This is a genomic window from Kaistia adipata DSM 17808 (genome assembly GCF_000423225.1).
In the GTDB taxonomy this organism is placed as follows: domain Bacteria; phylum Pseudomonadota; class Alphaproteobacteria; order Rhizobiales; family Kaistiaceae; genus Kaistia; species Kaistia adipata.
This window is the reverse complement of the sequence record NZ_KE383991.1, coordinates 14419-37871: the sequence shown is the minus strand read 5'-3', so window position 1 is coordinate 37871 and position 23453 is coordinate 14419. Positions and strand designations below refer to the sequence as shown.

The window sequence follows — 23453 nt, the reverse complement described above, 5'->3', positions numbered from 1 at the left end:
TGTGGTTGAGAGGTCCGCCAGGCAGTCGGGGCGTCGATCCGGCCGGACGGACCTCGAAGGAGGTCACATGGGCACGATACTGACCTATGCGGCAGACCGGCGCGGCAGGCGAGGGCGCGCCGCGCTCCCCAGGGAGGGCAGCTGCCAGATCCTCATCTTCACCGGCGTGCGAATCGACCGCACCAGGCCCGACCGGCCTGACCGGCCCTTGCCGCCGGCGCCGACCGTGGCGCAGGCGCCGAAGCCCGGCCGGGGCGCCTGAACGGGGTCAGTTCTTCTCGTCGGGATCGACGGCGGGCGGCGCGTCGGCCTTCGGCAGTTCGGCCGAGCAGTTCGCCGCGCGCAGCATCGCTTCCGTCCGGCCGACCAGCGTCGGGTCGGCGACGAAGCTGCGGATCAGCGCGAAGCCGCGGGTGATCGGCACCTCGATGACGATCGACTGGTTGAGCGCCGCGATCGGGTTTTCCCGCAATTGTGCCATCTGGACGGGTGTCGCGATGACGAGGTCGATGTCGCTGCGCTCGGCCGTGCGGTCGTTCAGGCTGTAGACGTTGCTGCCGCGCCGGTTGAACACGGCGATCGACCAGAAATCGTCCGGCATCGCCGCCTTGATGCGGATCGGACCGCCCTCGAGCGAGAAGCGGCAGGCGGCATAGGCCATCTCCGGATCGAGATAGGGCAGCGCCTCGGTGCCGGGCTCGGCCATCGGCAGCACGTGGAAGGCGCCGTCCGGGCCGAACCGGCCGAGCGAGGTCCAGGCGTCGCGATTGGCGAAATCCGGCAGAAGCAGGATCACCGCGATGTGGATGATGCCGCCGAGCAGCAGCCCGCCCAGGATGTAGAGCAGCAGGCGGATCATGGGCAGCCCATCCTCTCGATGACGGGCATGGCGATGTCGCCGATCGTGGCGCCGCCGGAAAGCGGCGTGTCGTACAGCCGGAGGATCAGCCGGATCCGCCCGTCGGTCGTGACCGGCAGCCAGTTGCCGGGCTCCGGAGTCGGCGAAACGGCGATCTCGAAGCGGCCGTCCTCGCGCCGCAGCACCTCGCGCGAGTGGAAGGCGGTGCGGCCAGCCGGGTTCTCCATCAGGTGGCCGTCGCCGTCATGCACGGTGAGCGTCCAGAGCCGCGCCGGCGGCGTCTGCCCGTTGACGCGGTAGCGGCATTCTCCCGTGAGGCGCTGGCCGCCGCTGTCCTCCTCCGCCGCGAAGGCGAGGCCCTCGCCGCCGCCGAGCGGCACCTCGCCGGTGCGCGCCAGCATCGCCTCGGTATAGGGATCGGCGTCCGGGCTGCCGGAATCGGGCCAGGCCGTCCACTGGCCGCGCGTCACCGCGCCGAACAGCCGGTCGCGGTCGAGGATCAGCGCGGCCGAGCCGAGCCCGGTTGCGACGGCGATGGCGATGGCGATGGCGAGAAGGATCAGGAAGCGCAAGGATCAGCCTCGATAGGGAGCGCGGCGAAGATAACCCGCCCGCACGCCCGGCGATAGCAGGGGACGGCAGGCGAGGCGCAAGAAACGGATTGCCAGCGCCGGCGAAGCCGGGCAGAGCAGGCTATCCCGCGAGGCCCGCCGCCATGACCATCCCGCTCCGCCAGACCACCCCGACCAGCATCCGCGCCACCTGCGTTCGGCAAACCGGCATTCGCCAGACCATGTCCGGCGGCGACTGGGCGCTGCTCGTCGCCCTCGCCATCCTCTGGGGCGGCTCGTTCTTCTTCGTCGCCATCGCCGGCCGCGAGCTGCCGCCCTTCACTGTCGTGGCGCTCCGCGTCTCGCTCGCGGCCGTGATCCTGATCGCGCTGCTCGTCATGGGCGGCCGGCCGCTGCCCGCTGGCGGCCGCGTCTGGCGCGTGCTCTTCGGCATGGGGCTGATCAACAACGTCATCCCGTTCTCGCTGATCGTCTGGGGCCAGACCCAGATCGCCAGCGGCCTCGCGGCCGTCCTGAACGCGACGACGCCGTTCTGGACGGCGCTGATCGTGCATTTTCTCACCGTCGACGAGAAGCTGACGGCGCCCAAGGTGGCGGGGATCGCGATCGGCGTCGCCGGCGTCGGCGTTCTGATCGGGCCCGCCGCCTTCCGCGATCTCGGCGGCGACGGGCTCGGCGCGCTGGCGATCCTCGCCGCGACCCTCGCCTACGGCTTTTCCGGCGCGCTCGGCCGCCAGCTGCCGCGCCTCGGCGTCGCGCCGATGACGGCGGCGACGGGGCAGATGATCGCCGCGACGACGATGATGATCCCGCTCGCGCTCCTCTTCGACCAGCCCTGGCGGCTCGCCGCGCCGAGCTGGCCGGTCTGGGGCGCGATCCTCGGCCTCGCGGCGCTCTCGACCGCGCTCGGCTACATCCTGTTCTTCCGCCTGCTCGGCCGCACCGGCGCCACCAACACCTCGCTGGTGACCCTCCTCGTTCCCGTCTCTGCCATCCTGCTCGGCACCTGGGTGCTCGGCGAACGCCTGGAGCCGCGCCACTTCGCCGGCATGGCGCTGATCGCCCTCGGCCTCGTCGCAATCGACGGCCGGGCGTGGCGCTGGCTGAGGGGGCGGCGCGCGGCCGCGGCGGAGTAGGCCCGCCGGCCTCCTCGCGGGACTTTCCGCGCCGGCGTTCCGATCCTATGCTCGACCGAGGCGGGGCCAGGCGCGGCTCCTCCCGATGGGCGCGACGGGATCACCGAAAGGGGAACCGAATTGGCCTTCGTCGATGAACTGAAGGACATGGCGCGCGGCCGGCTCGTCGCGGTGGCGGAGGATGCGCCGCTGATCGAGGTGGCGCGCCGGCTGCATGCGGGAACCGACATCGTCGTCGTCTGCGCGCCGTCCGGGGCGCTGGTCGGCATCCTGACCAAGACCGATCTCGTCGCCCATTTCGTCACGGCGGCGGGGCTGGAAGGGCCGGTTGGCGCGGCGCTGGTCGCGCGCACCGAGGTCGTCACCTGCCGTCTCGACGACGAGCTGCATGCCGTCTGGCGGCTCATGCAGTCGCGCGACTTGAAAAACATCCCGATCGTCGACCCGGCCGATCGCCCGATCGGCATCCTCAACGCCCGCGACGCCCTCATGACCCTGCTGCTCGACACCGAGATCGAGGAACGCCTGCTGCGGGACTATGTCATGGGGCTCGGCTACCGGTAGGCGAGGGCTCGCCAGGTGTCGCCCGCTTGCTTTGCCGGCTCGCAGGCGCGGCCATGGTCGCGAGCGTCAAGCGCCGCGTTCGAGCCAAGACGAACCGTCGGCTGTCTGCACGGGGCAGAATGCCGACGGTGCGTTCGGTCCGTTGGGTGGTTGCCGTGTCTTGGCTGCCCGGTCGTGGCGGCGTGTTCGACGGCTACTTCACCGTGATCGCGAGGCCGCTGATATCGGCGTTGACCTGCAGGCCGACCTGCGTGCCGGTCAGTTCGAGCCGGGCGCCTTTCTCGTTCGTCATGACGATCACCTGCGCGCCCTTGATGGCTGCGCCGCCGCCGCCCACCGCGGCATAGACGCCGCTGACGTCCTGGGCGCGGCGGATGTTGCTGACCCTGCCCTTGAAATTGGTCTTCGAGGCGCCGAACGCCAGGCCGCCCGAGACGCCGGCGATCGAGATCGGATAGTTGCGCCCCTTGAAGGTCAGCGTTCCATCGCCCCCCGAGCCGCCGACGAAGAAGGCGGCCTTGAAGACCGAGAAGCGGATCGTCCCGCTGTCGGCCAGCGCGGCGCCGGAAAGCGCCCCGACAGCGACGACGGCGGCCGCGAGGGTGCGAAGAGAGGGCGAAGTCATCATGATGCGCGTTCCTCCTGATACCGCCTACCCGGCGGCGGGGCCTGTCAGCGTCCTATCAAGGCATGAACAGTCTGGCGGGTGCTTGGTTCCAGGCACACGGGTTGAATGGGGGGATGGACGGGCAGAGGCTCAACTATGATTCATGCAGGATCAAGATCAGTCTAATGGTGAAATTGATGTCAATATGAAGCTTCGCGCAAATCATCGAACACGCCTTCGAATATAGACTGGCTTAATTTTATCCATCAACATACATCATATCTATTGCAGAATATAAATATTATCAAGTATTGCGTGCAACAACAGCTCAATTTCATGGAGATTGCAGTTTTCAGGGGTCGCTGGCACAGAAATCCGTTCCCCGAACGAAAGCCGCAGTTCCTGCGCGAACTATCTTAGCAAGAGAGACTTTATCTCTGCAACGTCAGATGCGTGCGCCTCGTTGAGTAACGAAAGGATAACATTTTTCTGTTCTGGAGTGAGCAGATTGATCAAGCCAACACTGGCTGCTTCGTTCAGTATTTGGTCGCAAAATTTCAATGGCACTGCCAAGCAAGCATGACCCTCAAGAAAGCAATAGACGAGGTTGGAATCGCCAAGGTAAATGGATATCCACTTGCTTAGCTCGCCGTTGGATAATGAACGATCAAAATGAGGTAGGTCGGGCTCATTGAAGGTTGCGTCTCTGTAGTGTACGGTTTCTCTCCTGTCCATTAGCCACCTGAAAGTGTGCTCGTTGTTTATTTTGTTGGAGAGAATTCCTTCGGAGCTCTCGTAGTCCTTAATAAAGGCATCGAGTATGACCTTATGGTCGCCTTTTCCTGGCCGCTTAGTGGGCTTTGATCCTCTCGATGTATTTAGCGTATAAAGTGTTCCGCAACGAAAGATGCCGTGGCGTCGAACTGCGAACGCAAGTCGAACCAAATAAAAGCTCGCGTAGTATAGCTTGACTACAGCCCAAGAGTGATAGCCTCTATGAATAGAAACCATCGCTTCTACCATGCTCAGTGCAGCCTTGAAGTAAGTGCTGCTGGCATCCTGTACTAGAGCATGTGATAGCTCTCCCGATAAGTTGTCGTCTACGATAAGTGCCTCAAAAGCAGGCCTGAAGGATTTCAATTGTGAGGGTTCTGGACAACCGAGATGGTTCTCCAGAACCTCCTGGAAGCGATGGCGACTAGAACTCGTATTCATCGTGATCCGGAAGCGCGTTCAATGAGTTGCTTTCAAGAAGGGTTCTGATTGCTTTTCGAGCAGTCTTGCCATCTTTTCCCCGCAGTTCGTCCCATGTAACGAGGCCAGATTGATCGAGTCCAATGAACTGCTTCATGGTTGATGTGGAAAACGATCTCTTTTCGGCGCAGTGCTTGATGAGTACTTCAACAAAAAAGTCTACGGCGCCATTGAAGCCGGCAGCTTTCAAAAATGGGTTCTTATTGCTGGAGTTCCATAGGCCGCTGTTGTCGTAAAAATCATAGAGGGACTGAAAGAAGTTATTGATTGCTGCCTTTTGGCGTTCGTAATCCCTTATTTTATACGTGTAAAACGTGCCCGTGTCAGGTTTGAAGTGGTCCTTGAAGGCGGATACAAACGTAGAAAGTTCAATACTGCCCTGACCTCGGGGAGCGCCAGGAAACTTAATCTGATTATACAGCGGACTGTCAGGGTCGTCATTTAGTTCGCGTGCGAGATCAGTCGAGCGATTGACTGCATGGGCCTCGTCGTCGACAACCTCGCCAAAAAGATCGTAAATCAAGCTCTTGGGAACAGGCTTTTGTTCCGTGTTGATGTTCAGGAATATTTTCGCGGCGTTGCTTGTAGTTAGGCCGACGCACAATGTTACAAGAAGCTCTTGATCGCCGACAGAATCGCGGGTGTCGATGGCCTGTGATAGACCTGCTAGCCTGTGTTGGCCATCTATCACTTGAGCTGCTGATTTAACTATCGGCAATGTTATCTTGTTGCCAGAGAACGAAGGTGCAAAATTTTGATCCGTCCAATTCAATATAAACGAGTTAAAGAAAGTATTGCCGTCTAGAATATATGTTCGAATTCCGTTGATTCTTCTGGCATTTAGAGGACGTTGAACGGCCCCCTCTTCGTCGTCTCGCCCTCTTACTGCTACGTAATGAAGAGTTATAAGGTCTCTTGCTTTTATCGCGAACGTGTAAGCTGGCGTGCTACCAAAGTGCGTTTCAAGAAATGGTGTAGTGTAGGTTTGAGTTGTGCGTGCAACGCTCTTCTTAACCATCAAATCGATCTCCCAATCTGCCTCACACCAAATAGACGCTATCTATGTAGATGCCAATGGGGGATTAATTTTCTAAGGGGGGTGAATTGGCCTTGCCGTGCAGGAATATTCATTTGGGTTGATCCGGCTACGGCAGTATCAAAACGTCCCTTCCGATAGAGGAGTCTTCTTTTGCGGTATTTATTGCCGATTCGCAGTGCCACGCTCAGGCGTCTTCTCGTGTACTAGGCGTCTTGCTTGTCTGGAGGACTATGGGCATCCGGCGCAGGCGTGGTGGCAGCTCTAGGTTGATTGTCAAATCGGAGTGAGGCTGCGGTCGCGTACCTTAGCTGCTTCCCGTGCAGCCACGGCGGCCGCCCCCCCTCGCGCCTTCCCCCCAAACTCAGCCAAATCCCTCTCGTGCACCGCGGGACCCACACAAAGCGCATGGCCGAGACCGATCTTTATCTTCCCCTGAAAGCCTTCATGGAGGGCGCGGGCTATGCCGTGAAGGGCGAGGTCAATGGCTGCGACCTGGTCGGCGTGCGGGACGGCGATCCGCCCGTCCTCGTCGTCTGCGAGATGAAGCTCTCCTTCAACCTCGAGTTGGTCATGCAGGGCGTCAACCGGGCGGCGATCCCGGACGCGGCTCGCGGCTCGCGGCTCGGGGGGGGAGGGCGTGAGGCAGCCGTCCGCTTCAGGCTGGCGCGACCGGCTGCGGGTCTGCGAGAGGTGGCACGGCCATCCGGGACGGCCGTGCCACCAACGCGATGCCGCCAGGGCTCCAGGCAGGGGGCCTGGGCTGCCCTGCTAGCTGGATGGGCGGATCGGCGGCGCGATCCAGCGGCCGTCCAGCGCCTCGGCCTTCGGCAGATAGAGCCGCATCACCGCGTAGAAGGTTTCGGCGGGCGCCGGCAGCCAGTTCGATTCCAACTCGGCTCCGGGGCTTTCGTGCTGGAGGGTGAGCACGATCTCGCCCTTGTCGTTCTTCCTGAGGCCGCGCAGCATGGCCGAGTTGATCAGGTAGCGATGGATCGGATTGCTCACCAGGAGCTGCCTGGGCCGGTCATACATGGTCAGCGACCAGAAGGCGTCGACCGGCGGCAGCGTCTCGTCGGTGAAGGTCAGCGTGTATTTGCCGGCCTTGCCGTCGAGCGGCGCCTTGGCCTCGTCGACCGCGTAGATGACGTAGAGCGCCTCCTGGACGCTGTTGCCGTAGATCCCGCCCTGCGCCGCCGCGGCGCGGTCCATGTAGCGGCCCTTCATGAATTCGGGCGTGCCGAACAGTTTTGACGAATCCGTCATCCGGCCGGCCTGGTCGCGGATTTCCTTCTCCGTGGCGACGACCGTATCCCGCATCGCGGCCGCGGCGTCGGGCGCGAGATCCGGCGCCGGCCATGCCGCGCCGTCGCGGACGCCGAGCCTGGCGAGATTCTCGCGCTCGCCCTCGTCGCCCGGATAGGCGGGCGCGAACGGCAGCAGGAAGGCGGCGAGCGGCCAGTAGTTCGAGACCATCAGCTCGTCGGAGATCGGCATCCAGTCCACCGCCGGCGGCGCGGGCGGCGCCGGGGTGTTCGCGTAGGTCGAGAGAGGCGCCGCCTTGTATCCGGCCTGGATCTCCTTGACCTTGTCGAGGTCGTCCGGCGCGAACAGCTGCGTCCGGACGATGCCGATGGCGAGCGCGGTCGGCATCTCGATCACGCGCTTGATGCCCTCGGGCACCTCGCCCTTCCAGCCGGGGCCGGTGATCAGGAAGTCGCCGCCGTCATTGCCGTCCACCCTTGTGCCGGGATAGTCGACATTGTTGGTGTAGAGGTCGATCAGCTGCAGCGAGTAATAGCGCTCCTTCTCGATCGCCGGCATGGTGACGACGACGGGCTCTGCCCTGAGGTCGAAGACGATGAAGGAATAGGGCGTGTCCGAGTTGGGCGTGATGATCGCCGTATCCTCGGGCGTGTAGACGCGGGCGATGCTCACCAGCGTGTTCAGCGGCCCCTTGTACTGGCTGCCGCCCGGCTCGAGGGCGTACTGGAACATGGTGAGGTAGTTCTTCACCATCGGATAGGTGTAGATGTAGGCCTCGCGGGCCTGCGCCGCGAGGCTGTCCTGCGCGAAGGCCGGGAGCGCCGGCAGGGCGGCGAGGGCGGCCGTGGATTTCAGGAAATTCCGGCGGTTCATTTCACTTCCTCTGCAACGGGGAAAGTCCAGCTTCCGTCAAGAATCTGCGCGTCCGGGCGATAGAGGCGAACCATGTAGTTCCAGTCCGCCGGCGTCGGCAGGCAGTTCGCCACCTTGCCGTCGCAACCGCCGAACTGGATCGTGATCGAGCCATCCTCGCTTTTCTGCGCGGTCACGTCGTTCAGGGAATAGGCGTTGAGATCGTTCGGCGTGAAGAAGCCGTCCTTGTTGTAGACGGTGACCGACCAGAATTCCTTCACCGGCACGTCCTTGACGGTCAGCCGGTAGATGCTCTTGCCGTCGTTCTTCTCCGGCGTGATGTTCAGGTAGAGCGCTTCCTTCTCCGGGTTGCCGCCCCAGCCGAGCGCGGCGCCGATCAGGTGGCGGATCGGGTCGACCTCGTCGCGCGCTCCGAACATCTTCGCGGTGTCGGGCAGCAGGGCGCCGAGGTCGAGCAGCGCGCGCCGGGTCTTGTTCCGGCTCTCGCCGTCCCATTCCGGAATCTCGAAGCTGCCGGTCGACGCCTGCTCGACCTTGACCGCGTCCTGCAGCGCGTGAACCTCTTTCATGTCCTCGGTGTCGGCGGGATTGGCGAAGAAGCGGAAGGCCGCCACCACGAAGCGGGTGCCGATGTCGTCGCGCTTCAGCGTGTGGGTGCCCGCGCCGTAGTGCACGCCGTGGGTATAGTGGTCCTCGTCGATCACCAGGAGCGACACGAAGCGGTCGCCGGTATCAGGCACCGTGATCGTCACCGGTCCGGCATCCAGGTCGAACACAGCCGACGAATAGAGCGTGTCGCGGTTCAGGCGGATGACCGTCTGCTTGTCGAGCGGCGCCATCGCGCGGGTATGATCGAACTTGCCGAAGCCGCCATTGGCGACAATGCCGGAGAAATAGAGATCGCTCTCGGCGCGGACGAAATTGTCGCTGTTGACAGGAACAGGCTCTGCCGCGGCCGGCTGCGCCGCCAGAAGCGCCAGGGCGGCCATGGTCGAAAAGCCCAATTTCATTCTAGACATCGGAACCCCGTTGATTGATGTGCTGGAGTGGCGTGATCCCTGCCGGCCCCCTTCAAAAAGGCAGCCGTGACGGCTTTCGTCGGCGCTGGGAGCCTGGTATCCGGCCGCGGCCGAAATTCCGTCGTCGCCCCCGACCTGGCCATCTTGCACATTCGCAGTAGGTAGTTTGTCCCGATTGGCACAATCCATGGACTTCCGCGTGACTTCGTTCAACTTGGACGGGTTGGCGGTGGCGCTGAGGCTGAGCGTCGGAAACGACACATACCTGTATTGCGAAACCGGGGGCTGAAGTTGGATTTGACGCTTGAGCAGGCCCAGCGCGTCATGCGGAACGGTGCATGGCTCTCGCACATGGGGGAGCCATTCCAGACCGCTCTCCTGCGCAGCGCCCATTTGCTCCGCTTTGCGCCGGGGCAAGTCATCTACAGACATGGCGATATTGGCGGCGGCATGTACGGGCTTGTCGCCGGATCCCTCACGATCAACTCGGCGCCGCCCGAGTTGACGCCGCAACTCATCCATCTCGGCATGCCGGGAGCCTGGACTGGCGAAGGCCCGTTCCTGACCGGCCAGCCGCGACGGATCGAGATGCGGGCGCTCGGCGTCGCCTGGATGATGCATGTGCCGCTGGATGCCCTGGAGCAGATGGCGGCGCAGGATCCGCGCGTCGTGCGCGCGGTGAGCGTGAATACCGCCTTTACCGTCGATGTGCTCGTCCGGATCATCCGCGATCTGCAGAAGCGCGACGTGAGCCGGAGAATCGCTTCCGTGATCGAGCGCGCCGGATGGCTCGGGGACATGCCGATCCCGCTCACCCAGTCCGCCCTCGGCATCATGGCGAATGCCTCGCGCAAGCAGGTCAATGCCGCGGTGAGCCGCTTTGCCGCTGCGGGCTGGGTGACCTCGACCTATCGATCCATCACCGTGACAGACCCGGAGGCGCTGCGGGAATTCTCGGATGGCGACGATTCGGATGTGTAGCTGCCGCAGGCGGTGAGACCGCGCGCGATTCTGGCCCAGCGCTGCCGCATTGCCAATCGAGTGCCGACCCTGGCAGGCTTCAGGTGCACCACCTCCGGGACTCAGCTAAACACCCTCCCGAACCCTCCCGAACCCTCCCGAACCCTCCCGAACCCTCCGGGACCCGAACTGGATCGATGGCCGAGACCGATCTTTATCTTCCCCTGAAGGCCTTCATGGAGGGCGCGGGCTATGCCGTGAAGGGCGAGGTCAATGGCTGCGACCTGGTCGGCGTGCGGGATGGCGATCCGCCCGTCCTCGTCGTCTGCGAGATGAAGCTTTCCTTCAACCTCGAGCTCGTCATGCAGGGCGTCAACCGGGCGACGATCTCGGACGAGGTCTGGCTCGCGGCGCGCGCCTCGAAGGGCAAGGGCCGCGAGCATGACGCGCGCTTCCGCAATCTCTGCCGGCGCCTCGGCTTCGGGCTGATCGCCGTCTCGGCCGCCGGCACGGTGGACGTCATCGTCGCGCCCTTTGCGCAGACGCCGCGCCGCGATCCGAAGCGACGCTCGCGCCTGCTCGACGAGCACAAGCGCCGGGTCGGCGATCCCGTGAAGGGCGGCGGGCGCGGCAAGCCGATCATGACCGCCTACCGGCAGGACTGCATCCGGATCGCGACGGCGCTCACGTCCGGGCCGCAGAGCCCGAAGCAGCTGAAGACGGTGGTCGCGCGCGCGCCGGGGATTTTGCAGAGCAACGTCTATGGCTGGTTTGTCCGCGAGAGCCGGGGCATCTACGGGCTGACCGAACTCGGCCGCGCCGCCGTCGAGCCCGCGCAGGACTGAGCTTCCCACGCCGGACCGGGCGAGGGCCGAGGCCGTTCAGCCGTCCTTCAGCAGCGCCAGCAGTTCCTGGCCCGCCTTGCCGAGCGGGTTCTGGCGCATCCAGCGCAGATGCAGCGGCAGCTTCAGCCCGTTCGCGACATTCGAGAAGGGCAGGATGCGGACGCTGCCCTCGCGGGCCAGCGTCGTCGCGACGGAGAGCGGCAGGTTGCCCCAGCCGAGCCCGGCCTTCACCATGTTGACGGCGGTGGCGAGGCTGTCGGTGCGCCAGTAGGTGCCGGCGATCAGCTGGCGGAAATCGCGGATCGGGTGCTCGGGGCTGGCGATCAGGATCTGCCGGTGGTGGAACAGGTCGTCGAGCTTCAGCGTCTCGACGTCCAGCAGCTCCGAGCCGTGATGGGCCGAGACGGCGGCGACCAGCGTCTCCGTGCCGATGAAGTGGAAATCCTCCTTGAGGCTGGTCTCCAGCCCGCCATAGGCGATGCAGAGATCGACGCGGCCGGCCTCGAGCCGCTCGACGACGACGTCCTGCGGCGCCGTGGTGATCTCGATCGCGAGCAGCGGGTGCCGCGCCGAGACGGCCGAGATCGCGTCCATCAGCCGGGCGTTGTCGATGTCGGCGGCGATGCCGATGGCGAGCCGCGTCTCCAGCCCGTCGGAAAGCTCGGTCGCGTGCGCGGCGAGCTGTTCGAGCTGTTCGGCGATGACGCGCGCATGCGGCACCAGCGCCAGCGCCGCCGGCGTTGGCCGCACCTGGCGCGCCTCGCGCAGGAAGAGCGGATAGCCGAGCTCGGCCTCGAGATTGGCGATGCCCATGCTGACGGCCGAGGGCACGCGGTGAAGCGTCCGCGCGGCGGCCGAGAACGAGCCGTTGTCGATCACGGCGAGGAACAGGGCGATGGTTTCGCTGGAGAACACCATGCGATCGATCTATCAGTCAATCTGACAGATGGCAACTTTTCCTGTCTCGTCCGGTGCTGATAGAAGGCCACCAATCTTGGCCGTTCGGCCGTTTCTCCATTGAGGTGTTTTGTGCAAGGCGTTCTTCGCAGGGTGGTCTATGTTTCCGTGTTCGAGATCTCGGGGACCATCATCTCGGCCTTCATGCTGGCTTATCTGTCCGGCACCGAGGCGTCGCATACCGGGCCGCTCGCGGTCATGATCTCGACCACTGCGGTGACGGTGAACCTGGTCTATACGTGGCTGTTCGAGCGCTGGGAATCGCGCCAGGCGGCGCGCACGCGGTCGTTCGCACGGCGGATCCTGCATGCCGCCGGCTTCCAGACGACGCTGGTGATGTTCCTGATCCCGCTGATCGCCTGGTGGATGCAGATCTCGCTCATCGAGGCGCTGCTGCTCGACGCGGTGCTGATCGTGTTCTTCCCGATCTACATGTTCGTCTACAACTGGGCCTTCGACCTCGTCTTCGGCCTGCCGGATTCGGTGACCAAGGGCCAGATCGGCGACGAGGCGGAAGCCGCCGCGTGACGTCTGAAGATCGTGCGTCCTTCGAGACGCGACCTGCCGGTCGCTCCTCAGTGTCTGGCCCGTAATTGGACAAGGCCCGCCACGCCGCCTTCCCTTCACCTCTCCCTGAGGGAGAGGTCGGAGCGAAGCTCCGGGTGAGGGTTTAGGAAACCATCCGGTGAGGCCGTAAACCCTCACCCGCCGGCCTTCGGCCGTCGACCTCTCCCTCAGGGAGAGGTGAAAGTAGAGTGTCCCCTGCATTTCGGGCCAGACACTCAGGATGTCGAGGGTTTTGACGTCGCCGATAACGGCATCCGGAACCCCGATATGCTGAGGAGGCCCGCAGGGCCGTCTCGAAGCGCGCCCCTTGAAACGGCCACAGGCGGCCGCGACGGATGACCTGGCCGGCCCTCAGCCGTAGACGGCGGCGCGGATGGCGTCGGGGTAGGGGCCGTTGACGCCGGCAACCGCAGTGTTCGAGAACGACACGACCGAAAGCTTGCGCACGGGGTCGACGAACCAGGAGTGGCCGTAGACGCCGCCCCATTGCCACGTGCCCGGCGAGAACGGCGTGCCGCTCGCGGCCGGGTCATAGGTGATCGACCAGCCGAGGCTGAAGCCGCGCCCGGCGACGGTGGTGTCGAAATTGCCGATCGCATTCTGCGCCAGCAGCGCGCGGCTCTCGGCCGAAAGGATCGGCGCGCCGCCTTTGCGCATCGCCTCCAGGAAGGCGAGGATGTCGCCGGCCGTGCCGAACAGGCCGGCGCCCCCGGATGGGAACGAGTTCGGATCGAAATTGCGGTCGGGCGCAAAGTTGAGCAGGCCGGCCTTGCCCATCACCGGCTGGTGCGCCGCCATCGGCACGGGGCGCGGATCGCCATCGGCATAGGCGGTGGCGAGGCGCGCCCGGTCGCTCGGCAGGAAGGCGGTGTCCTTGAGCCCGAGCGGAACGGTGACGCGGCGGGCGACGATTTCCGGCAGCATCAGGCCGGTCGCCTTTTCGAGCAGGCCGCCCAGCACGTCGATGCCGACCGAATAGGCCCAGGAGCTTCCCGGCGCGAAGGCGAGCGGCTGGGCCGCGATCTTTTCGAGGTTCTCGGCCATGCCGCGGCCGGGCTGGTCGAGCCCTTCCGAGATGCCGGCTTCCTTCGGATAGCCGTAGATCAGTCCGCTCGTATGGGTGAGCAGCTGGCGGATGGTGATCACCGGTTCGCTGCCGTCGGCGAGCTTCGGCCGGAAGTCGGGCAGGAAGCGGGTCACCGGATCGTCCAGGCCGATGACGCCGGCCTCGGCCAGCGACAGGGTCGCGGCGGCGACGAGCGGCTTGGTGACGGAGGCGAGGCGGAAGATCGTGTCCTCGGCGACCTTGCGGCCGGCCTCGCGATCGGCATGGCCGGCGGCGCGGCGATAGACGATGGCGCCGTCCTCGGCGACCAGCACGACGGCGCCGACGATCTGCTCGTCGCGGATCGCCGCGTCGATCACGGCGTCGAGGCGCGCGGCGCGCTTCTCCTGGGCGGCGGTGATGGCGGCGTCGATCAGGGTCATGCTGGGCTCCGTGCGGCAGGGCAGACAGAATGAATCAGGATGGAGGCTTCCCGCAACCCTTGCGGCGTGAAAATGACGGCCTGCGGCGCGCACAAAAAAGCCCCCGGGCCGGGTGGCGCGGGGGCTCGCGAAGGGCGACAGGCGCCGATCAGAACCTGTAGTTCAGGCCGAATTTGACGGTCTGCATCGTCAGGTCGGCGCTGACCGGCGTGCCGAGGTCGAAATCCTTCGTGCCGAGGTCGGAATAGAGATATTCGGCCTTGGCGGTGAGGTTGTCGGTGATGGCATATTCGAGGCCGGCGCCCAGCGTCCAGCCGGTGAAGGTGCGGCGGTCCGAGACCGTCTGGTCCAGGAAGACGGTATCCCCGACGGTGAGATTGTTGCGGAACGTCATCTCCGCCCGGGCCCAGCCGAGGCCGCCGGTGACGTAGGGCAGGAGGCGGTCGAAGGCGTAGCCGGCGCGGCCGCGCACGGTGCCGAACGACTGGATCTCGAAGTCGTGGCCGAATTGCATCGCCACGTCGTCGTCGCCGAAGCGGGCGGTATAGCCGGTCTTCTGGTCGCCGAACGAGGCGTCGGCCTCGATGCCGAGCACGAGGCGGTTGTCGAACTGGTAGTTGAAGCCGGCCTGGCCGCCGCCGAAGAAGCCGTTCGGCTGCTCCACCCCATAGGAGTCGGTCGGCGCGGCGGTGAAATCGCTCCAGCCGTAGCCGGCATGGCCGCCGACATAGAGGCCGGTCCAGCGGAACGCTGGCGCGGGCGGCGCCTCGGCCGGCGTGGGAATGGACAGGTCCGCCGCCTGCGCCGTGCCGGCCAATCCAAGGGCCAGCAGAATACCCGTCACCGCCTGCTTCAAATCGACCTCCACTATGCCGGCCATATGATCAGCCACAATAGAGGATATCGTCGATAAAGAAGTGTGAATGTCAGTGCCAGGAACGACTTGTTCGCGCTTCTTTCGGGGCGTTGTTGCGCGAATGCCCTGTCGGTCCGGAAGTTGAATCAAGAATATATGACTCTATTCTTGGATTGATTTGAATTTATATTTGATTTCAGATTACTGGCCGGCGAGGGCGGCGGCGCGCAGCGGCGGCGTCGCCTCGTAGGAGACGGCGCTCTGCGGCTTCAGCGGCGGCGCCGTCTCGAACAGCTTTTCCAGCGCGATCAGGCGTTCGGTGGTGCGGGCGGAGAGCGACAGCGGGCGCTGCGCGTCGCCGCCGGCGCTGGCGATCGCCGGGGCCGGCCGGTCGCCGTCCGAGGCGGGTTCGTCGATATAGGGGATCGGCTTCAGGTCGATGCCATTATGGGCGTAGGTCATGACCCGGTTCCAGGTCTGCGCCGGCAGCGAGCCGCCCGTCATCTTGTTGGTCGAGGTGAAGTCGTCATTGCCGAACCAGACGCCGCCGACATAGTTGCCGGTGAAGCCCATGAACCAGGCGTCGCGATAGGCGTTGGTGGTGCCGGTCTTGCCAGCGGTCTTGATGCCCTGCAGCTTGGCGGCGCGGCCGGTGCCGCGCTCCGGCACCTGGCCGAGCATGTAGTTCATGGCGCCGATCGTCTTCTCGTCGAGGATCCGCTCCGGCGGGCCGACGTCGCGCTTGCGGTCGAAGATCACCTTGCCCTGGCTGTTGACGATCTGGGTGAAGGCGTAGGGCGTCGCCTTGTAGCCGCCATTGGCGAAGACGGCATAGGCGCCGGTCATGTCGACGACGCGGACGTCGGTGGCGCCGAGCGGCAGCGACTTCGAATTGATGATGTTGGTGGTGATGCCCATCTTGTGGGCGAGGTCGATGATGGTCGGCCGGCCGACCGCGCCAGCGAGCCGCACGGCGACGGTGTTGAGCGAGCGCACCAGCGCCGTGGTCAGCGGGATCGAGCCCATGAAGCGGCCGCCATAGTTCTTCGGCGACCAGTTGCCGATCGATATCGGCGCGTCGAGGACGATGCTCTTCGGCGTATAGCCGTGCTGCACCGCCGCCGTGTAGACGAAGGGCTTGAAGGACGAGCCAGGCTGGCGCAGCGCGTCGGTGGCGCGGTTGAACTGGCTCTCGCCATAGTCGCGGCCGCCGACGAGCGCGCGCACGGCGCCGTCCGGCTCGGCCACCACCATCGCCGCCTGGCTGACGCGGTAGCGTTCGCCGGATTCGCGCAGCGCGCTCTCGACCGCCTCGTCGGCCGCCCTGGCGATGTTCATGTCGACGGTCGAGCGGACGATCAGGTTGCGGTCGCCGTTCGGCACCTGCTTCTTGACCTCGTCGAAGGCCCAGTCGAGGAAATAGTCGGGCGAGGCGTCGGCCGCCTTGCGGACGACGTCGGCGGGCTTGCGCCGCGCGCCCATCACCTGGCCCTCGGTCATGAAGCCGGCCTGCACCATGTTGGTGAGCACGTCATTGGCGCGGGCGCGCGCCGCCGGCAGGTTGATGTGCGGCGCGTAGCGGGCGGGGGCCTTGTAGAGCCCGGCCAGCATCGCGGCTTCCGCCAGCGTGATGTCGGTCACCTTCTTGCCAAAATAGAACTCGGCCGCCGCCGCGGCGCCGAAATTGCCGCCGCCCATATAGGCGCGGTCGAGATAGAGCTGCAGGATGTCGTGCTTGGAGAGGTTGCTCTCCAGATAGAGCGCCAGGAAGGCTTCCTTGATCTTGCGGTCGAGCGTGCGCTCGTTCGACAGGAACAGGTTCTTCGCCAGCTGCTGGGTGATCGACGAGCCGCCCTGGCGCACGGCGTCGTTGCGAAGGTTCTCCATCAGGGCGCGCGCCGTGCCGATGATGTCGATGCCGAAATGCGCGTAGAAGCGCCGGTCCTCGGTGGCGAGCGTCGCCTTGATCAGGCTGTCCGGCATTTCCTCCAGCGGCACGGCCTCGGAATGCCGCGCGCCGCGCTTGCCGATCTCGGCGCCGTAGCGGTCGAGGAAGGTGACGGAATAGTCGGACTGCGCCAGCCAGTCCTGCTTGGTGGCGTCGAAGGCGGGCAGCGCCAGCGTCAGCATCACGAGGCCCGCGCCGACGCCCATGGTCAGGCCGTCGCCGAGCAGCTCAATCGGCGCGCGGCGCCAGCCGGTCATGCGGAAACGCCTTGTGAAGCGCGACAGGGCCTCGGCGCCGTCCTTGAGCGCCGTCCAGATCCGGAAGAGCGTGCTGTCGATATAGGCGTCGATCTCGATCAGGCGGATCGGGGCCTTCGGCGCGGGTGGCGTCGCTTCCTTCTCGGCAGGCGCGGGCGCCTTGCGGGCGAAGCGGGCGCCGAGCGCCGCCGTCCATCCCGAAATGCGATCCCTGAGCTTGCGCAACGCCTGTTCCCTTGAAGGTCGAATGGTTCTAGAACGCGGTTCGAAACATCGCATTCCCGCGCCGCGGCGCTAAGGGGAGTGCCCGGCGCACGAAACCGTCCCCCGGTCGGGGCCGTTCTCGCCGATGCCAAGAGGATACGCAATCTCCATGCCCTTGCAAGGAAAGGACGCGCGATCGGTGGCGGTCCCGGCTGCGCACGATGCCGCAGAAGAGGTGCCGTTCTGGAAGCGCCTGACGCTCGAGGAGATGAGCACCGAGCAGTGGGAGTCGCTTTGCGACGGCTGCGCGCGCTGCTGCCTGAACAAGCTCGAGGACTGGGATACCGGCGAGATCGTCTGGACGGCGATCGCCTGCGAACTGCTCGACGACGACACCTGCCGCTGCCGCGACTATCCGAACCGGCATGATTTCGTGCCGGACTGCATTCCGCTCGATCCCAAGACGGTGCGCACGCTGACCTGGCTGCCGCCGACCTGCGGCTACCGGCTGATCGCCGAGGGGCGCGACCTCTACTGGTGGCACCCGCTTGTCTCCGGCGACCCCGAGACGGTGCACGAGGCCGGCATCTCCACCTCCGGCCGCACGGTGAGCGAAAGCGACATCCCGGTCGAGGAATACGAGGACTATATCGTCGCCTGGCCCGGCGAGCGGATCGAGCCGGAGAAGCCGAAGGACTGAGACGCCGCCTCGGTCCAGTCGGAGCGCGGCGCGTGCGGCCATGCAGGTCCCGATCCTCATCATCCTGAGGGGGCTTGGCGAGCCAGGCCGTCTCGAAGGATGCGCGGTCGTGGGGCAGCCGCTGGACCGCTCTGCGTGCTTCGAGATGGCCCTTCGGGCCTCCTCAGCCTGTTGTGGACGCTGTCCCACAACCTCCCCGGAGAGATGTGAATCCAGCGCAGTCCATGGCTGCAGCTCCGCCCCATGCTCGCCGTCATCCCGGCCTCCGAGCCGGGATCCATTTCCGCCGGGTTGAGCGCCGCGTGAGCCTCCCCATGTCGCGGGCGCCTGGATCCCCGCCCGCGCGGGGAGGCCGGCGGAGGGTATGGGCCGCCGCGCGAATGACGGCGACGAACCCTACCCACCCGTCCGGAACCGTTGCCGGTACTCCCTCGGCGTCACGCCGCGCTGCGCCTTGAACTGGCGGTTGAAGTGGGCGAGCGAGTCATAGCCGGAATCGGCCGCGATCATGGCGATCGGCTTGCCGCCGCCCGAGAGCATCGCGCAGGCGGCGCCGATGCGGATCTTCGCCAGATAGCCCGTCACGCTCTGCCCGGTCTGGCGCACGAAGAGCCGATGCAGGCCGGACGGGCTCAGCGCCGCGATGTCGGCGAGCGCGTCGAGGCTGAGCCGTTCGGCATAATGGCGGTGCAGATTCTCGAGCACGCGGTCGATGCGGCCGCGATCGGCCTGTCGCTCCGGCGCGGCGGCGGGAAGCGCCAGCGGCGAGGCGAGCGGTTCCGCGCCCGTGTCGCGCGCGAGGCCTGCCAGCACGCGCAAGAGCTCGATCAGCCGCTCCTCCGGCGGCAGCGTGAACAGCATCTCGATCCGCGGCCGAACCGCGCGCGCCGCCTCGTCCGAGAATTTCAGTCCCGTGCGGGCGCGCGCCAGCATCTCGGCCACGCTACGGAATTCGGTGAACACGCCGCCGAGCGGTGCCGTCCATTGCGGCAGGAACCACATCACCAGCGCGACATGCGGGCGGGCCGGATCGATCTTGTCTGAAGAGCACCAGCTGTGCGGCAAATTGGGGCCGACCAGAACCAGATCGCCGTCGTCATAGGTGCCGATATGGTCGCCGATGAAGCGCTGCCCGCGCGAGTTCAGCGTCAGCGTCAGCTCGAATTCGGGGTGATGGTGCCACTGGAACGGGATCTCGTCGTCGAGGCGGCGGTTCAAGGTCGCCCAGGACGCGCCCTCCGGCACGGCGAGCCTTTCGAGAAATGGCCTCATTCTGGTCCCCGGATCCCACGCAACGCTGGAATAGTATCAGTATTGGCCGGGATCCGCGAACATGGCCGCCGTCGCGGCGCTAGGCTTGCTGCATGGACCGTCCATCGGGACGGTCGAGGAGAGGGAGGATCGAATGACCATGGCCGCCGGAATGGGCAGCGCGATCAAGCGCGACAGCCACCCGACCACGCAGCAGGAGCAGCAGCTCAAGGACATCCAAAAGACGCTGCCGCTGCGCGTGCTCTCGGAAGCCGACTGGCAGCACTGGATCACGCGTGGCTATGTCATCGTCCGCCAGGCCGTGCCGGCGGAAAATGTCGAGCGGCTGGTCGAGACGCTCTGGCGCTTCGACGAGAAGGACCCGGCCGACCCCGCGACCTGGTACGCGCCGCAGCGCCGCGATCACCTGATGAAGGAGCTGAACGGCACCGGCATGCTGGAGATCTACAATCACCAGCATCTCTGGGACAATCGCCAGCAACAGCGTGTCTACGACGCCTTCGTCGACATCTGGGACCGCGAGGATCTTTGGGTGACGATCGACCGCGCCAATCTGAACCCGCCGAAGAAGGTGAAGGGCAATCCGAACGGCTTCATCCACTGGGACGCCGACACCTCGCTCGTGCCGCCGCCGATCGGCGTGCAGGGCGTGCTGAGCCTGAAGAAGCAGGATGGCGACGTCGGCGGCTTCCAGTGCATCCCCGAACTCTTCTCCGGCTTCGACGACTGGGTGAAGACGCAGCCTGGGGATCGCGACCCGATGCATCCGGACACGACCGGGCTTTCGATCACCAACATCGACATGGAGGCGGGCGACCTGCTGATCTTCAACTCGCTGCTCGCCCATGGCGTCCGGCCCAACCATTCCGACGGCCGCGTCCGCATGGCGCAGTATATCTCCATGCATCCGGCCGAGGAGGCTGATGTCGCCGGGCGCGCCGAGCGCATCCGACTCTGGCGCGAGCGCGACCACCCGAAGCGCGAGGCGTTTCCGGGCGACCCGCGCGAATGGGAGCGCCATAACGCTGAAGTCGCGACGCTGACGGAGCTCGGCGAGAAGCTGCTCGGCCTGAAGAGCTGGCGGGAGTAGGGGGGCGGCCTTGGCGGGGCACTCAATCTTGTCTGAATGGCCGAAACCTCCCTTTCACCTCTCCCATGGGGAGAGGTCGGAGCGAAGCTCCGGGTGAGGGGGTAGGGAACTCACCGGAGAGGCCGCAACCCCTCACCCGCCGGCCTTCGGCCGTCGACCTCTCCCTCAGGGAGAGGTGATTGCGCGCCGCCCCGCGCTCGCCGTCATCCCGGGCTCGGCCCGGAATCCATTTCCGCCGGGTTCCCGGCCGCGCGAAGCTCCCGATGGCGCGGCTGCATGGATGCCTTCCTGCGCGCGGATGACGGCGGAGGGCAGGGCCGTCCCGGGCCGCCTTGCAGGCATGGTCTTCACGCGTCCGTGATGATGGCCGCCCTTTGACATCGGGCCGCGGGCTCCCATGTCTCGGGAGCCCTTCCCAGGGGCATCCGCCGCCCGGCACCACGTGGCGCCTCCGGAACGGCGGATCGAGGGAAACCAACTCGACCCCATGGCCGGATGCGCGTGCCGCTCGCGGGCGTGCTTCGGCTCCATCATCGAAGGACGAGACAATGCCCAAGGACATTTCCGCTGCCGCATCCGGGCAGTTCAAGATCGGCGGCGACCTGACCGTCAACCGCCTCGGCTTCGGCGCCATGCGCGTCACCGGGCGCGGCATCTGGGGCGAGCCGAGCGATCTCGTCGAGGCCGAGCGCACGCTGAAGCGCGTGCCCGAGCTCGGCATCGACCTGATCGACACGGCCGACAGCTACGGTCCCTATGTCAGCGAGGACCTGATCGCCGACGTTCTCTATCCCTATCGGGGGCTCGTCATCGCCACCAAGGGCGGCCTGACCCGGCATGGCCCGGACATCTGGCGGGTTCTCGGCCGGCCGGAATATCTGCGCCAGGCGGTGCTGATGAGCCTACGCCGGCTGAAGCTCGACCGCATCGATCTCTGGCAGTTGCACCGCATCGATCCGCGCGTGCCGCGCGACGAGCAGTTCCAGGTGATCGCCGAGATGCGGAAGGAAGGGCTGATCCGCCATGTCGGCCTGTCCGAGGTCTCGATCGAGGAGATCCAGGCGGCCAGCAAGTTCTTCCCCGTCACCACGGTGCAGAACCAGTACAACCTCGTCGATCGCAAGAGCGAGGCGGTGCTCGACTTTGCCGAGGCGAACGGCATCGGCTTCATCCCCTGGGCGCCGCTCGCCTCCGGCGATCTCGCCCGGCCGGGCTCGGTGCTGACCCGGATCGCCCATCAGCTCGGCGCGACGCCGGGCCAGGTGGCGCTTGCCTGGCTGCTGAAGCGGTCGAAGGTGATGCTGCCGATCCCAGGCACGGGCAGCGTCCGGCATCTGGAGGAGAACACCGCCGCGGCGGCGCTCGTCCTCTCCGACGCCGATTTCGCCGCGCTCGACGACGAGGCGCGCCGGGCCGCCTGAGCCCGAAGCGTTCGCGAACGAAGCTCCCGTCGACGGATCCCCGGCCGGCCGCCATCCCGCGGCCGGCCGTTTCGCGTCGATGGCGCTGCTTCCGTCGCGTCCGGCTGGCATCGCCAGTTGATGCCGCGCCCGCTGCCCGCATATCGTTCAGATTGCGGGTGGCGTCGCGCCGCCCGCCGGTCGTCGAAGGAGCATCGTCATGGACCATACCCGTCTCGGCCGCACCGGCCTCGAAGTCTCCCGCCTCTGCCTCGGCTGCATGAGCTATGGCGATCCGGAACGCGGCAACCACGCCTGGACCCTGCCCGAGGCGGAGAGCCGGCCCTTCATCCGCAAGGCGCTCGACCTCGGCATCAATTTCTTCGACACGGCCAACGTCTATTCCGACGGCACCAGCGAGGAGATCGTCGGCCGCGCGCTCAAGGATTTCGCCCGCCGCGAGGAGGTGGTGATCGCCACCAAGGTGCATGGCCGCATGCGTCGCGGCCCAAACGGCGCCGGTCTGTCGCGCAAGGCCATCCTGCACGAGATCGACGCCAGCCTGGCGCGGCTCGGCACCGACTATGTCGATCTCTACCAGATCCACCGCTTCGACTATCTGACGCCGATCGAGGAAACGCTGGAGGCGCTCGACGAGGTCGTGAAGGCGGGCAAGGCGCGCTATATCGGCGCCTCGTCGATGCATGCCTGGCAGTTCGCCAAGATGCTCGGCGCGCAGGAACGGCTCGGGCTCGCGCGTTTCGTCTCGATGCAGAACTACGTCAACCTGCTCTATCGCGAGGAGGAGCGCGAAATGCTGCCGCTCTGCGCGTCGGAGGGCATCGGCGTCATCCCGTGGAGCCCGCTGGCGCGGGGCCGGCTGACGCGCGACTGGGACGAGATGACGGCGCGCGCCGAAACGGACGAGTTCGGCAAGGGGCTCTATGCCCGCACCGCCGAGGCCGACCGGCAGGTGGTCGAGGCGGTGGCCAAGGTGGCGGCGCAACGCGGCTTGCCGCGCGCCCAGATCGCGCTTGCCTGGCTTCTGTCGAAGGACGTCATCACCGCGCCGATCGTCGGCGCCACCAGGATGCAGCATCTCGACGACGCCGTCGCGGCGCTTTCCGTCCGGCTCGACGATTTCGAGATCGCCGCGCTCGAGGCCGCCTATGTCCCGCACGCGGTGGCTGGCTTCATGTGAGCGGGCAGGCCAGGAACGGTCCGGGCGCCTGTCTTGCCCCTCTGAAGCGGCGCCGCGCGGGCGCCCCTGTCGTCGGCGGGCGGATGTGGAGGAAGCCGTCCGGAGCTGTTAGACGTGCCGGAACATTTCGGCGTCATCCAGAGGATTTCACGGTGATCCAGCCCACGGCTTCCTTCAAAGAGAACCTGCAATTGCTGCCCTCGATCGACGGTCTTGCCCGTATCGACCTCATCGATTCCTCGGGCGTGATCGTGGCGAGCATCGAGAACCAGCCGGGCAAGCAGGGTTCGCTGGCCGTCTATCAATATCTCCAGCAGAGCTTCGGCGCGCTCCATGCCGAGGCGGCGGCCCATGGCCTCGAGGTTTTCGCCGAGCATACGGCCGATGCCAGGAACCGGCCGGGTGCCCATCCCAATGTCGACCGCCTGCTGGAGATCCTCGGCGGCGGCGCCCCGCTCCGCATCGGGCTTGTCCCTGCCTGATGCGGCACGGCAGGCCGATCGCCCGGACCTGAACGTGCAG

Annotated in this window: 23 protein-coding genes and 1 pseudogene; 12 read left to right on the top strand and 12 right to left on the bottom strand. The window is 65.8% G+C overall.

Annotated features, from left to right (window positions below; genetic code table 11):
* Window positions 1-67 precede the first annotated feature (67 nt).
* On the top strand, window positions 68-262 hold the full coding sequence (locus tag G539_RS0113060) for a hypothetical protein (protein WP_029075596.1): 195 nt from the start codon (window positions 68-70) through the stop codon (window positions 260-262).
* Between the two features lie 6 nt (window positions 263-268).
* On the opposite strand, the gene G539_RS24685 is transcribed toward G539_RS0113060, so the two are convergent.
* Together G539_RS24685 and G539_RS0113050 are read right to left on the bottom strand one after the other, a co-directional pair.
* Complete coding sequence (locus tag G539_RS24685) at window positions 269-859, bottom strand: DUF1254 domain-containing protein (RefSeq protein WP_051231361.1); 591 nt, start codon at window positions 857-859, stop codon at window positions 269-271.
* The gene (locus tag G539_RS0113050; RefSeq protein ID WP_029075595.1) at window positions 856-1431 is read right to left on the bottom strand and encodes a DUF1214 domain-containing protein; all 576 of its coding nucleotides are present in this window, start codon (window positions 1429-1431) and stop codon (window positions 856-858) included. The genes G539_RS24685 and G539_RS0113050 overlap by 4 nt, the downstream gene beginning before the upstream one ends.
* Before the next feature lie 221 nt (window positions 1432-1652).
* Between G539_RS0113050 and G539_RS0113045 the strand changes: the two genes are divergently transcribed.
* Window positions 1653-2567, top strand: coding sequence for a DMT family transporter (locus tag G539_RS0113045; protein WP_029075594.1), 915 nt, complete (start codon window positions 1653-1655; stop codon window positions 2565-2567).
* A 120-nt stretch (window positions 2568-2687) separates the two neighbouring features.
* Window positions 2688-3131: a CBS domain-containing protein gene (locus G539_RS0113040; RefSeq protein ID WP_029075593.1), complete on the top strand. Its 444-nt coding sequence runs from the start codon at window positions 2688-2690 to the stop codon at window positions 3129-3131.
* A gap of 193 nt (window positions 3132-3324) precedes the next feature.
* On the opposite strand, the gene G539_RS0113035 is transcribed toward G539_RS0113040, so the two are convergent.
* The 3 genes from G539_RS0113035 to G539_RS26740 form a co-directional block, all read right to left on the bottom strand.
* The gene (locus G539_RS0113035; RefSeq protein WP_029075592.1) at window positions 3325-3759 is read right to left on the bottom strand and encodes a lipid-binding SYLF domain-containing protein; all 435 of its coding nucleotides are present in this window, start codon (window positions 3757-3759) and stop codon (window positions 3325-3327) included.
* A 390-nt stretch (window positions 3760-4149) separates the two neighbouring features.
* Window positions 4150-4953 (bottom strand): hypothetical protein, encoded by an 804-nt coding sequence (locus G539_RS27070; protein ID WP_156911961.1) that lies wholly within the window; start codon window positions 4951-4953, stop codon window positions 4150-4152.
* Window positions 4937-6010 (bottom strand): DGQHR domain-containing protein, encoded by a 1074-nt coding sequence (locus G539_RS26740; RefSeq protein ID WP_084639975.1) that lies wholly within the window; start codon window positions 6008-6010, stop codon window positions 4937-4939. Before G539_RS26740 ends, G539_RS27070 begins: the two co-directional genes overlap by 17 nt.
* Window positions 6011-6436: 426 nt before the next feature.
* On the opposite strand from G539_RS26740, the pseudogene G539_RS27590 reads away from it, so the two are divergent.
* Window positions 6437-6691 (top strand): annotated as a pseudogene (locus G539_RS27590) (hypothetical protein); the annotation flags it as partial.
* A 108-nt stretch (window positions 6692-6799) separates the two neighbouring features.
* On the opposite strand, the gene G539_RS0113030 reads toward G539_RS27590, so the two are convergent.
* On the bottom strand, window positions 6800-8167 hold the full coding sequence (locus tag G539_RS0113030; protein ID WP_029075591.1) for a DUF1254 domain-containing protein: 1368 nt from the start codon (window positions 8165-8167) through the stop codon (window positions 6800-6802).
* Entirely contained in the window at window positions 8164-9186 is a 1023-nt protein-coding gene (locus G539_RS0113025) for a DUF1214 domain-containing protein (RefSeq protein WP_029075590.1), read from the bottom strand. The genes G539_RS0113030 and G539_RS0113025 overlap by 4 nt, the downstream gene beginning before the upstream one ends.
* Before the next feature lie 291 nt (window positions 9187-9477).
* Between G539_RS0113025 and G539_RS0113015 the strand changes: the two genes are divergently transcribed.
* Both G539_RS0113015 and G539_RS0113010 read left to right on the top strand, forming a co-directional pair.
* Entirely contained in the window at window positions 9478-10167 is a 690-nt protein-coding gene (locus tag G539_RS0113015; RefSeq protein ID WP_035831321.1) for a Crp/Fnr family transcriptional regulator, read from the top strand.
* Window positions 10168-10343: 176 nt separating this feature from the next.
* Window positions 10344-10991: a DUF2161 domain-containing phosphodiesterase gene (locus tag G539_RS0113010; RefSeq protein WP_029075588.1), complete on the top strand. Its 648-nt coding sequence runs from the start codon at window positions 10344-10346 to the stop codon at window positions 10989-10991.
* A gap of 36 nt (window positions 10992-11027) precedes the next feature.
* On the opposite strand, the gene G539_RS0113005 is transcribed toward G539_RS0113010, so the two are convergent.
* The gene (locus G539_RS0113005; RefSeq protein WP_029075587.1) at window positions 11028-11909 is read right to left on the bottom strand and encodes a LysR family transcriptional regulator; all 882 of its coding nucleotides are present in this window, start codon (window positions 11907-11909) and stop codon (window positions 11028-11030) included.
* A 111-nt stretch (window positions 11910-12020) separates the two neighbouring features.
* Between G539_RS0113005 and G539_RS24680 the strand changes: the two genes are divergently transcribed.
* Window positions 12021-12476 carry a PACE efflux transporter gene (locus tag G539_RS24680; RefSeq protein ID WP_051231360.1) on the top strand — a complete coding sequence of 152 codons (456 nt, stop codon included), beginning with the start codon at window positions 12021-12023 and terminating at the stop codon, window positions 12474-12476.
* Between the two features lie 390 nt (window positions 12477-12866).
* On the opposite strand, the gene G539_RS0112995 is transcribed toward G539_RS24680, so the two are convergent.
* From G539_RS0112995 to G539_RS0112985, 3 genes are all read right to left on the bottom strand, one after another.
* Window positions 12867-14003: a serine hydrolase domain-containing protein gene (locus G539_RS0112995; protein WP_029075586.1), complete on the bottom strand. Its 1137-nt coding sequence runs from the start codon at window positions 14001-14003 to the stop codon at window positions 12867-12869.
* Between the two features lie 148 nt (window positions 14004-14151).
* Window positions 14152-14883 carry an outer membrane protein gene (locus tag G539_RS0112990; RefSeq protein WP_051231359.1) on the bottom strand — a complete coding sequence of 244 codons (732 nt, stop codon included), beginning with the start codon at window positions 14881-14883 and terminating at the stop codon, window positions 14152-14154.
* 177 nt (window positions 14884-15060) lie between these two features.
* A complete protein-coding gene (locus G539_RS0112985) occupies window positions 15061-17172 on the bottom strand; it encodes a transglycosylase domain-containing protein (protein ID WP_051231732.1) in 2112 nt (703 codons plus the stop codon).
* 265 nt (window positions 17173-17437) lie between these two features.
* On the opposite strand from G539_RS0112985, the gene G539_RS0112980 reads away from it, so the two are divergent.
* A complete protein-coding gene (locus tag G539_RS0112980) occupies window positions 17438-17968 on the top strand; it encodes a YcgN family cysteine cluster protein (RefSeq protein ID WP_084639974.1) in 531 nt (176 codons plus the stop codon).
* A gap of 396 nt (window positions 17969-18364) precedes the next feature.
* On the opposite strand, the gene G539_RS0112975 is transcribed toward G539_RS0112980, so the two are convergent.
* The gene (locus tag G539_RS0112975; RefSeq protein ID WP_029075582.1) at window positions 18365-19240 is read right to left on the bottom strand and encodes a helix-turn-helix domain-containing protein; all 876 of its coding nucleotides are present in this window, start codon (window positions 19238-19240) and stop codon (window positions 18365-18367) included.
* 151 nt (window positions 19241-19391) lie between these two features.
* Between G539_RS0112975 and G539_RS0112970 the strand changes: the two genes are divergently transcribed.
* From G539_RS0112970 to G539_RS0112950, 4 genes are all read left to right on the top strand, one after another.
* Window positions 19392-20330 (top strand): phytanoyl-CoA dioxygenase family protein, encoded by a 939-nt coding sequence (locus G539_RS0112970; protein ID WP_029075581.1) that lies wholly within the window; start codon window positions 19392-19394, stop codon window positions 20328-20330.
* A gap of 548 nt (window positions 20331-20878) precedes the next feature.
* A complete protein-coding gene (locus G539_RS0112960; RefSeq protein ID WP_029075580.1) occupies window positions 20879-21751 on the top strand; it encodes an aldo/keto reductase in 873 nt (290 codons plus the stop codon).
* 199 nt (window positions 21752-21950) lie between these two features.
* Window positions 21951-22931, top strand: a complete 981-nt coding sequence (locus G539_RS0112955; RefSeq protein ID WP_029075579.1) for an aldo/keto reductase — start codon at window positions 21951-21953, stop codon at window positions 22929-22931.
* A gap of 152 nt (window positions 22932-23083) precedes the next feature.
* Complete coding sequence (locus G539_RS0112950) at window positions 23084-23413, top strand: DUF2322 family protein (RefSeq protein ID WP_029075578.1); 330 nt, start codon at window positions 23084-23086, stop codon at window positions 23411-23413.
* Window positions 23414-23453 lie beyond the last annotated feature (40 nt).

Coding starts and splice junctions, on each gene's coding strand:
- G539_RS0113060 (WP_029075596.1), top strand. CDS start 68: ATGGGCACGATACTGACCTATGCGGCAGACCGGCGCGGCAGGCGAGGG.
- G539_RS24685 (WP_051231361.1), bottom strand. CDS start 859: ATGATCCGCCTGCTGCTCTACATCCTGGGCGGGCTGCTGCTCGGCGGC.
- G539_RS0113045 (WP_029075594.1), top strand. CDS start 1,653: ATGTCCGGCGGCGACTGGGCGCTGCTCGTCGCCCTCGCCATCCTCTGG.
- G539_RS0113035 (WP_029075592.1), bottom strand. CDS start 3,759: ATGATGACTTCGCCCTCTCTTCGCACCCTCGCGGCCGCCGTCGTCGCT.
- G539_RS27070 (WP_156911961.1), bottom strand. CDS start 4,953: ATGAATACGAGTTCTAGTCGCCATCGCTTCCAGGAGGTTCTGGAGAAC.
- G539_RS26740 (WP_084639975.1), bottom strand. CDS start 6,010: ATGGTTAAGAAGAGCGTTGCACGCACAACTCAAACCTACACTACACCA.
- G539_RS0113030 (WP_029075591.1), bottom strand. CDS start 8,167: ATGAACCGCCGGAATTTCCTGAAATCCACGGCCGCCCTCGCCGCCCTG.
- G539_RS0113025 (WP_029075590.1), bottom strand. CDS start 9,186: ATGTCTAGAATGAAATTGGGCTTTTCGACCATGGCCGCCCTGGCGCTT.
- G539_RS0113010 (WP_029075588.1), top strand. CDS start 10,344: ATGGCCGAGACCGATCTTTATCTTCCCCTGAAGGCCTTCATGGAGGGC.
- G539_RS0113005 (WP_029075587.1), bottom strand. CDS start 11,909: ATGGTGTTCTCCAGCGAAACCATCGCCCTGTTCCTCGCCGTGATCGAC.
- G539_RS0112995 (WP_029075586.1), bottom strand. CDS start 14,003: ATGACCCTGATCGACGCCGCCATCACCGCCGCCCAGGAGAAGCGCGCC.
- G539_RS0112990 (WP_051231359.1), bottom strand. CDS start 14,883: ATGGCCGGCATAGTGGAGGTCGATTTGAAGCAGGCGGTGACGGGTATT.
- G539_RS0112980 (WP_084639974.1), top strand. CDS start 17,438: ATGCCCTTGCAAGGAAAGGACGCGCGATCGGTGGCGGTCCCGGCTGCG.
- G539_RS0112975 (WP_029075582.1), bottom strand. CDS start 19,240: ATGAGGCCATTTCTCGAAAGGCTCGCCGTGCCGGAGGGCGCGTCCTGG.
- G539_RS0112970 (WP_029075581.1), top strand. CDS start 19,392: ATGGGCAGCGCGATCAAGCGCGACAGCCACCCGACCACGCAGCAGGAG.
- G539_RS0112960 (WP_029075580.1), top strand. CDS start 20,879: ATGCCCAAGGACATTTCCGCTGCCGCATCCGGGCAGTTCAAGATCGGC.
- G539_RS0112955 (WP_029075579.1), top strand. CDS start 21,951: ATGGACCATACCCGTCTCGGCCGCACCGGCCTCGAAGTCTCCCGCCTC.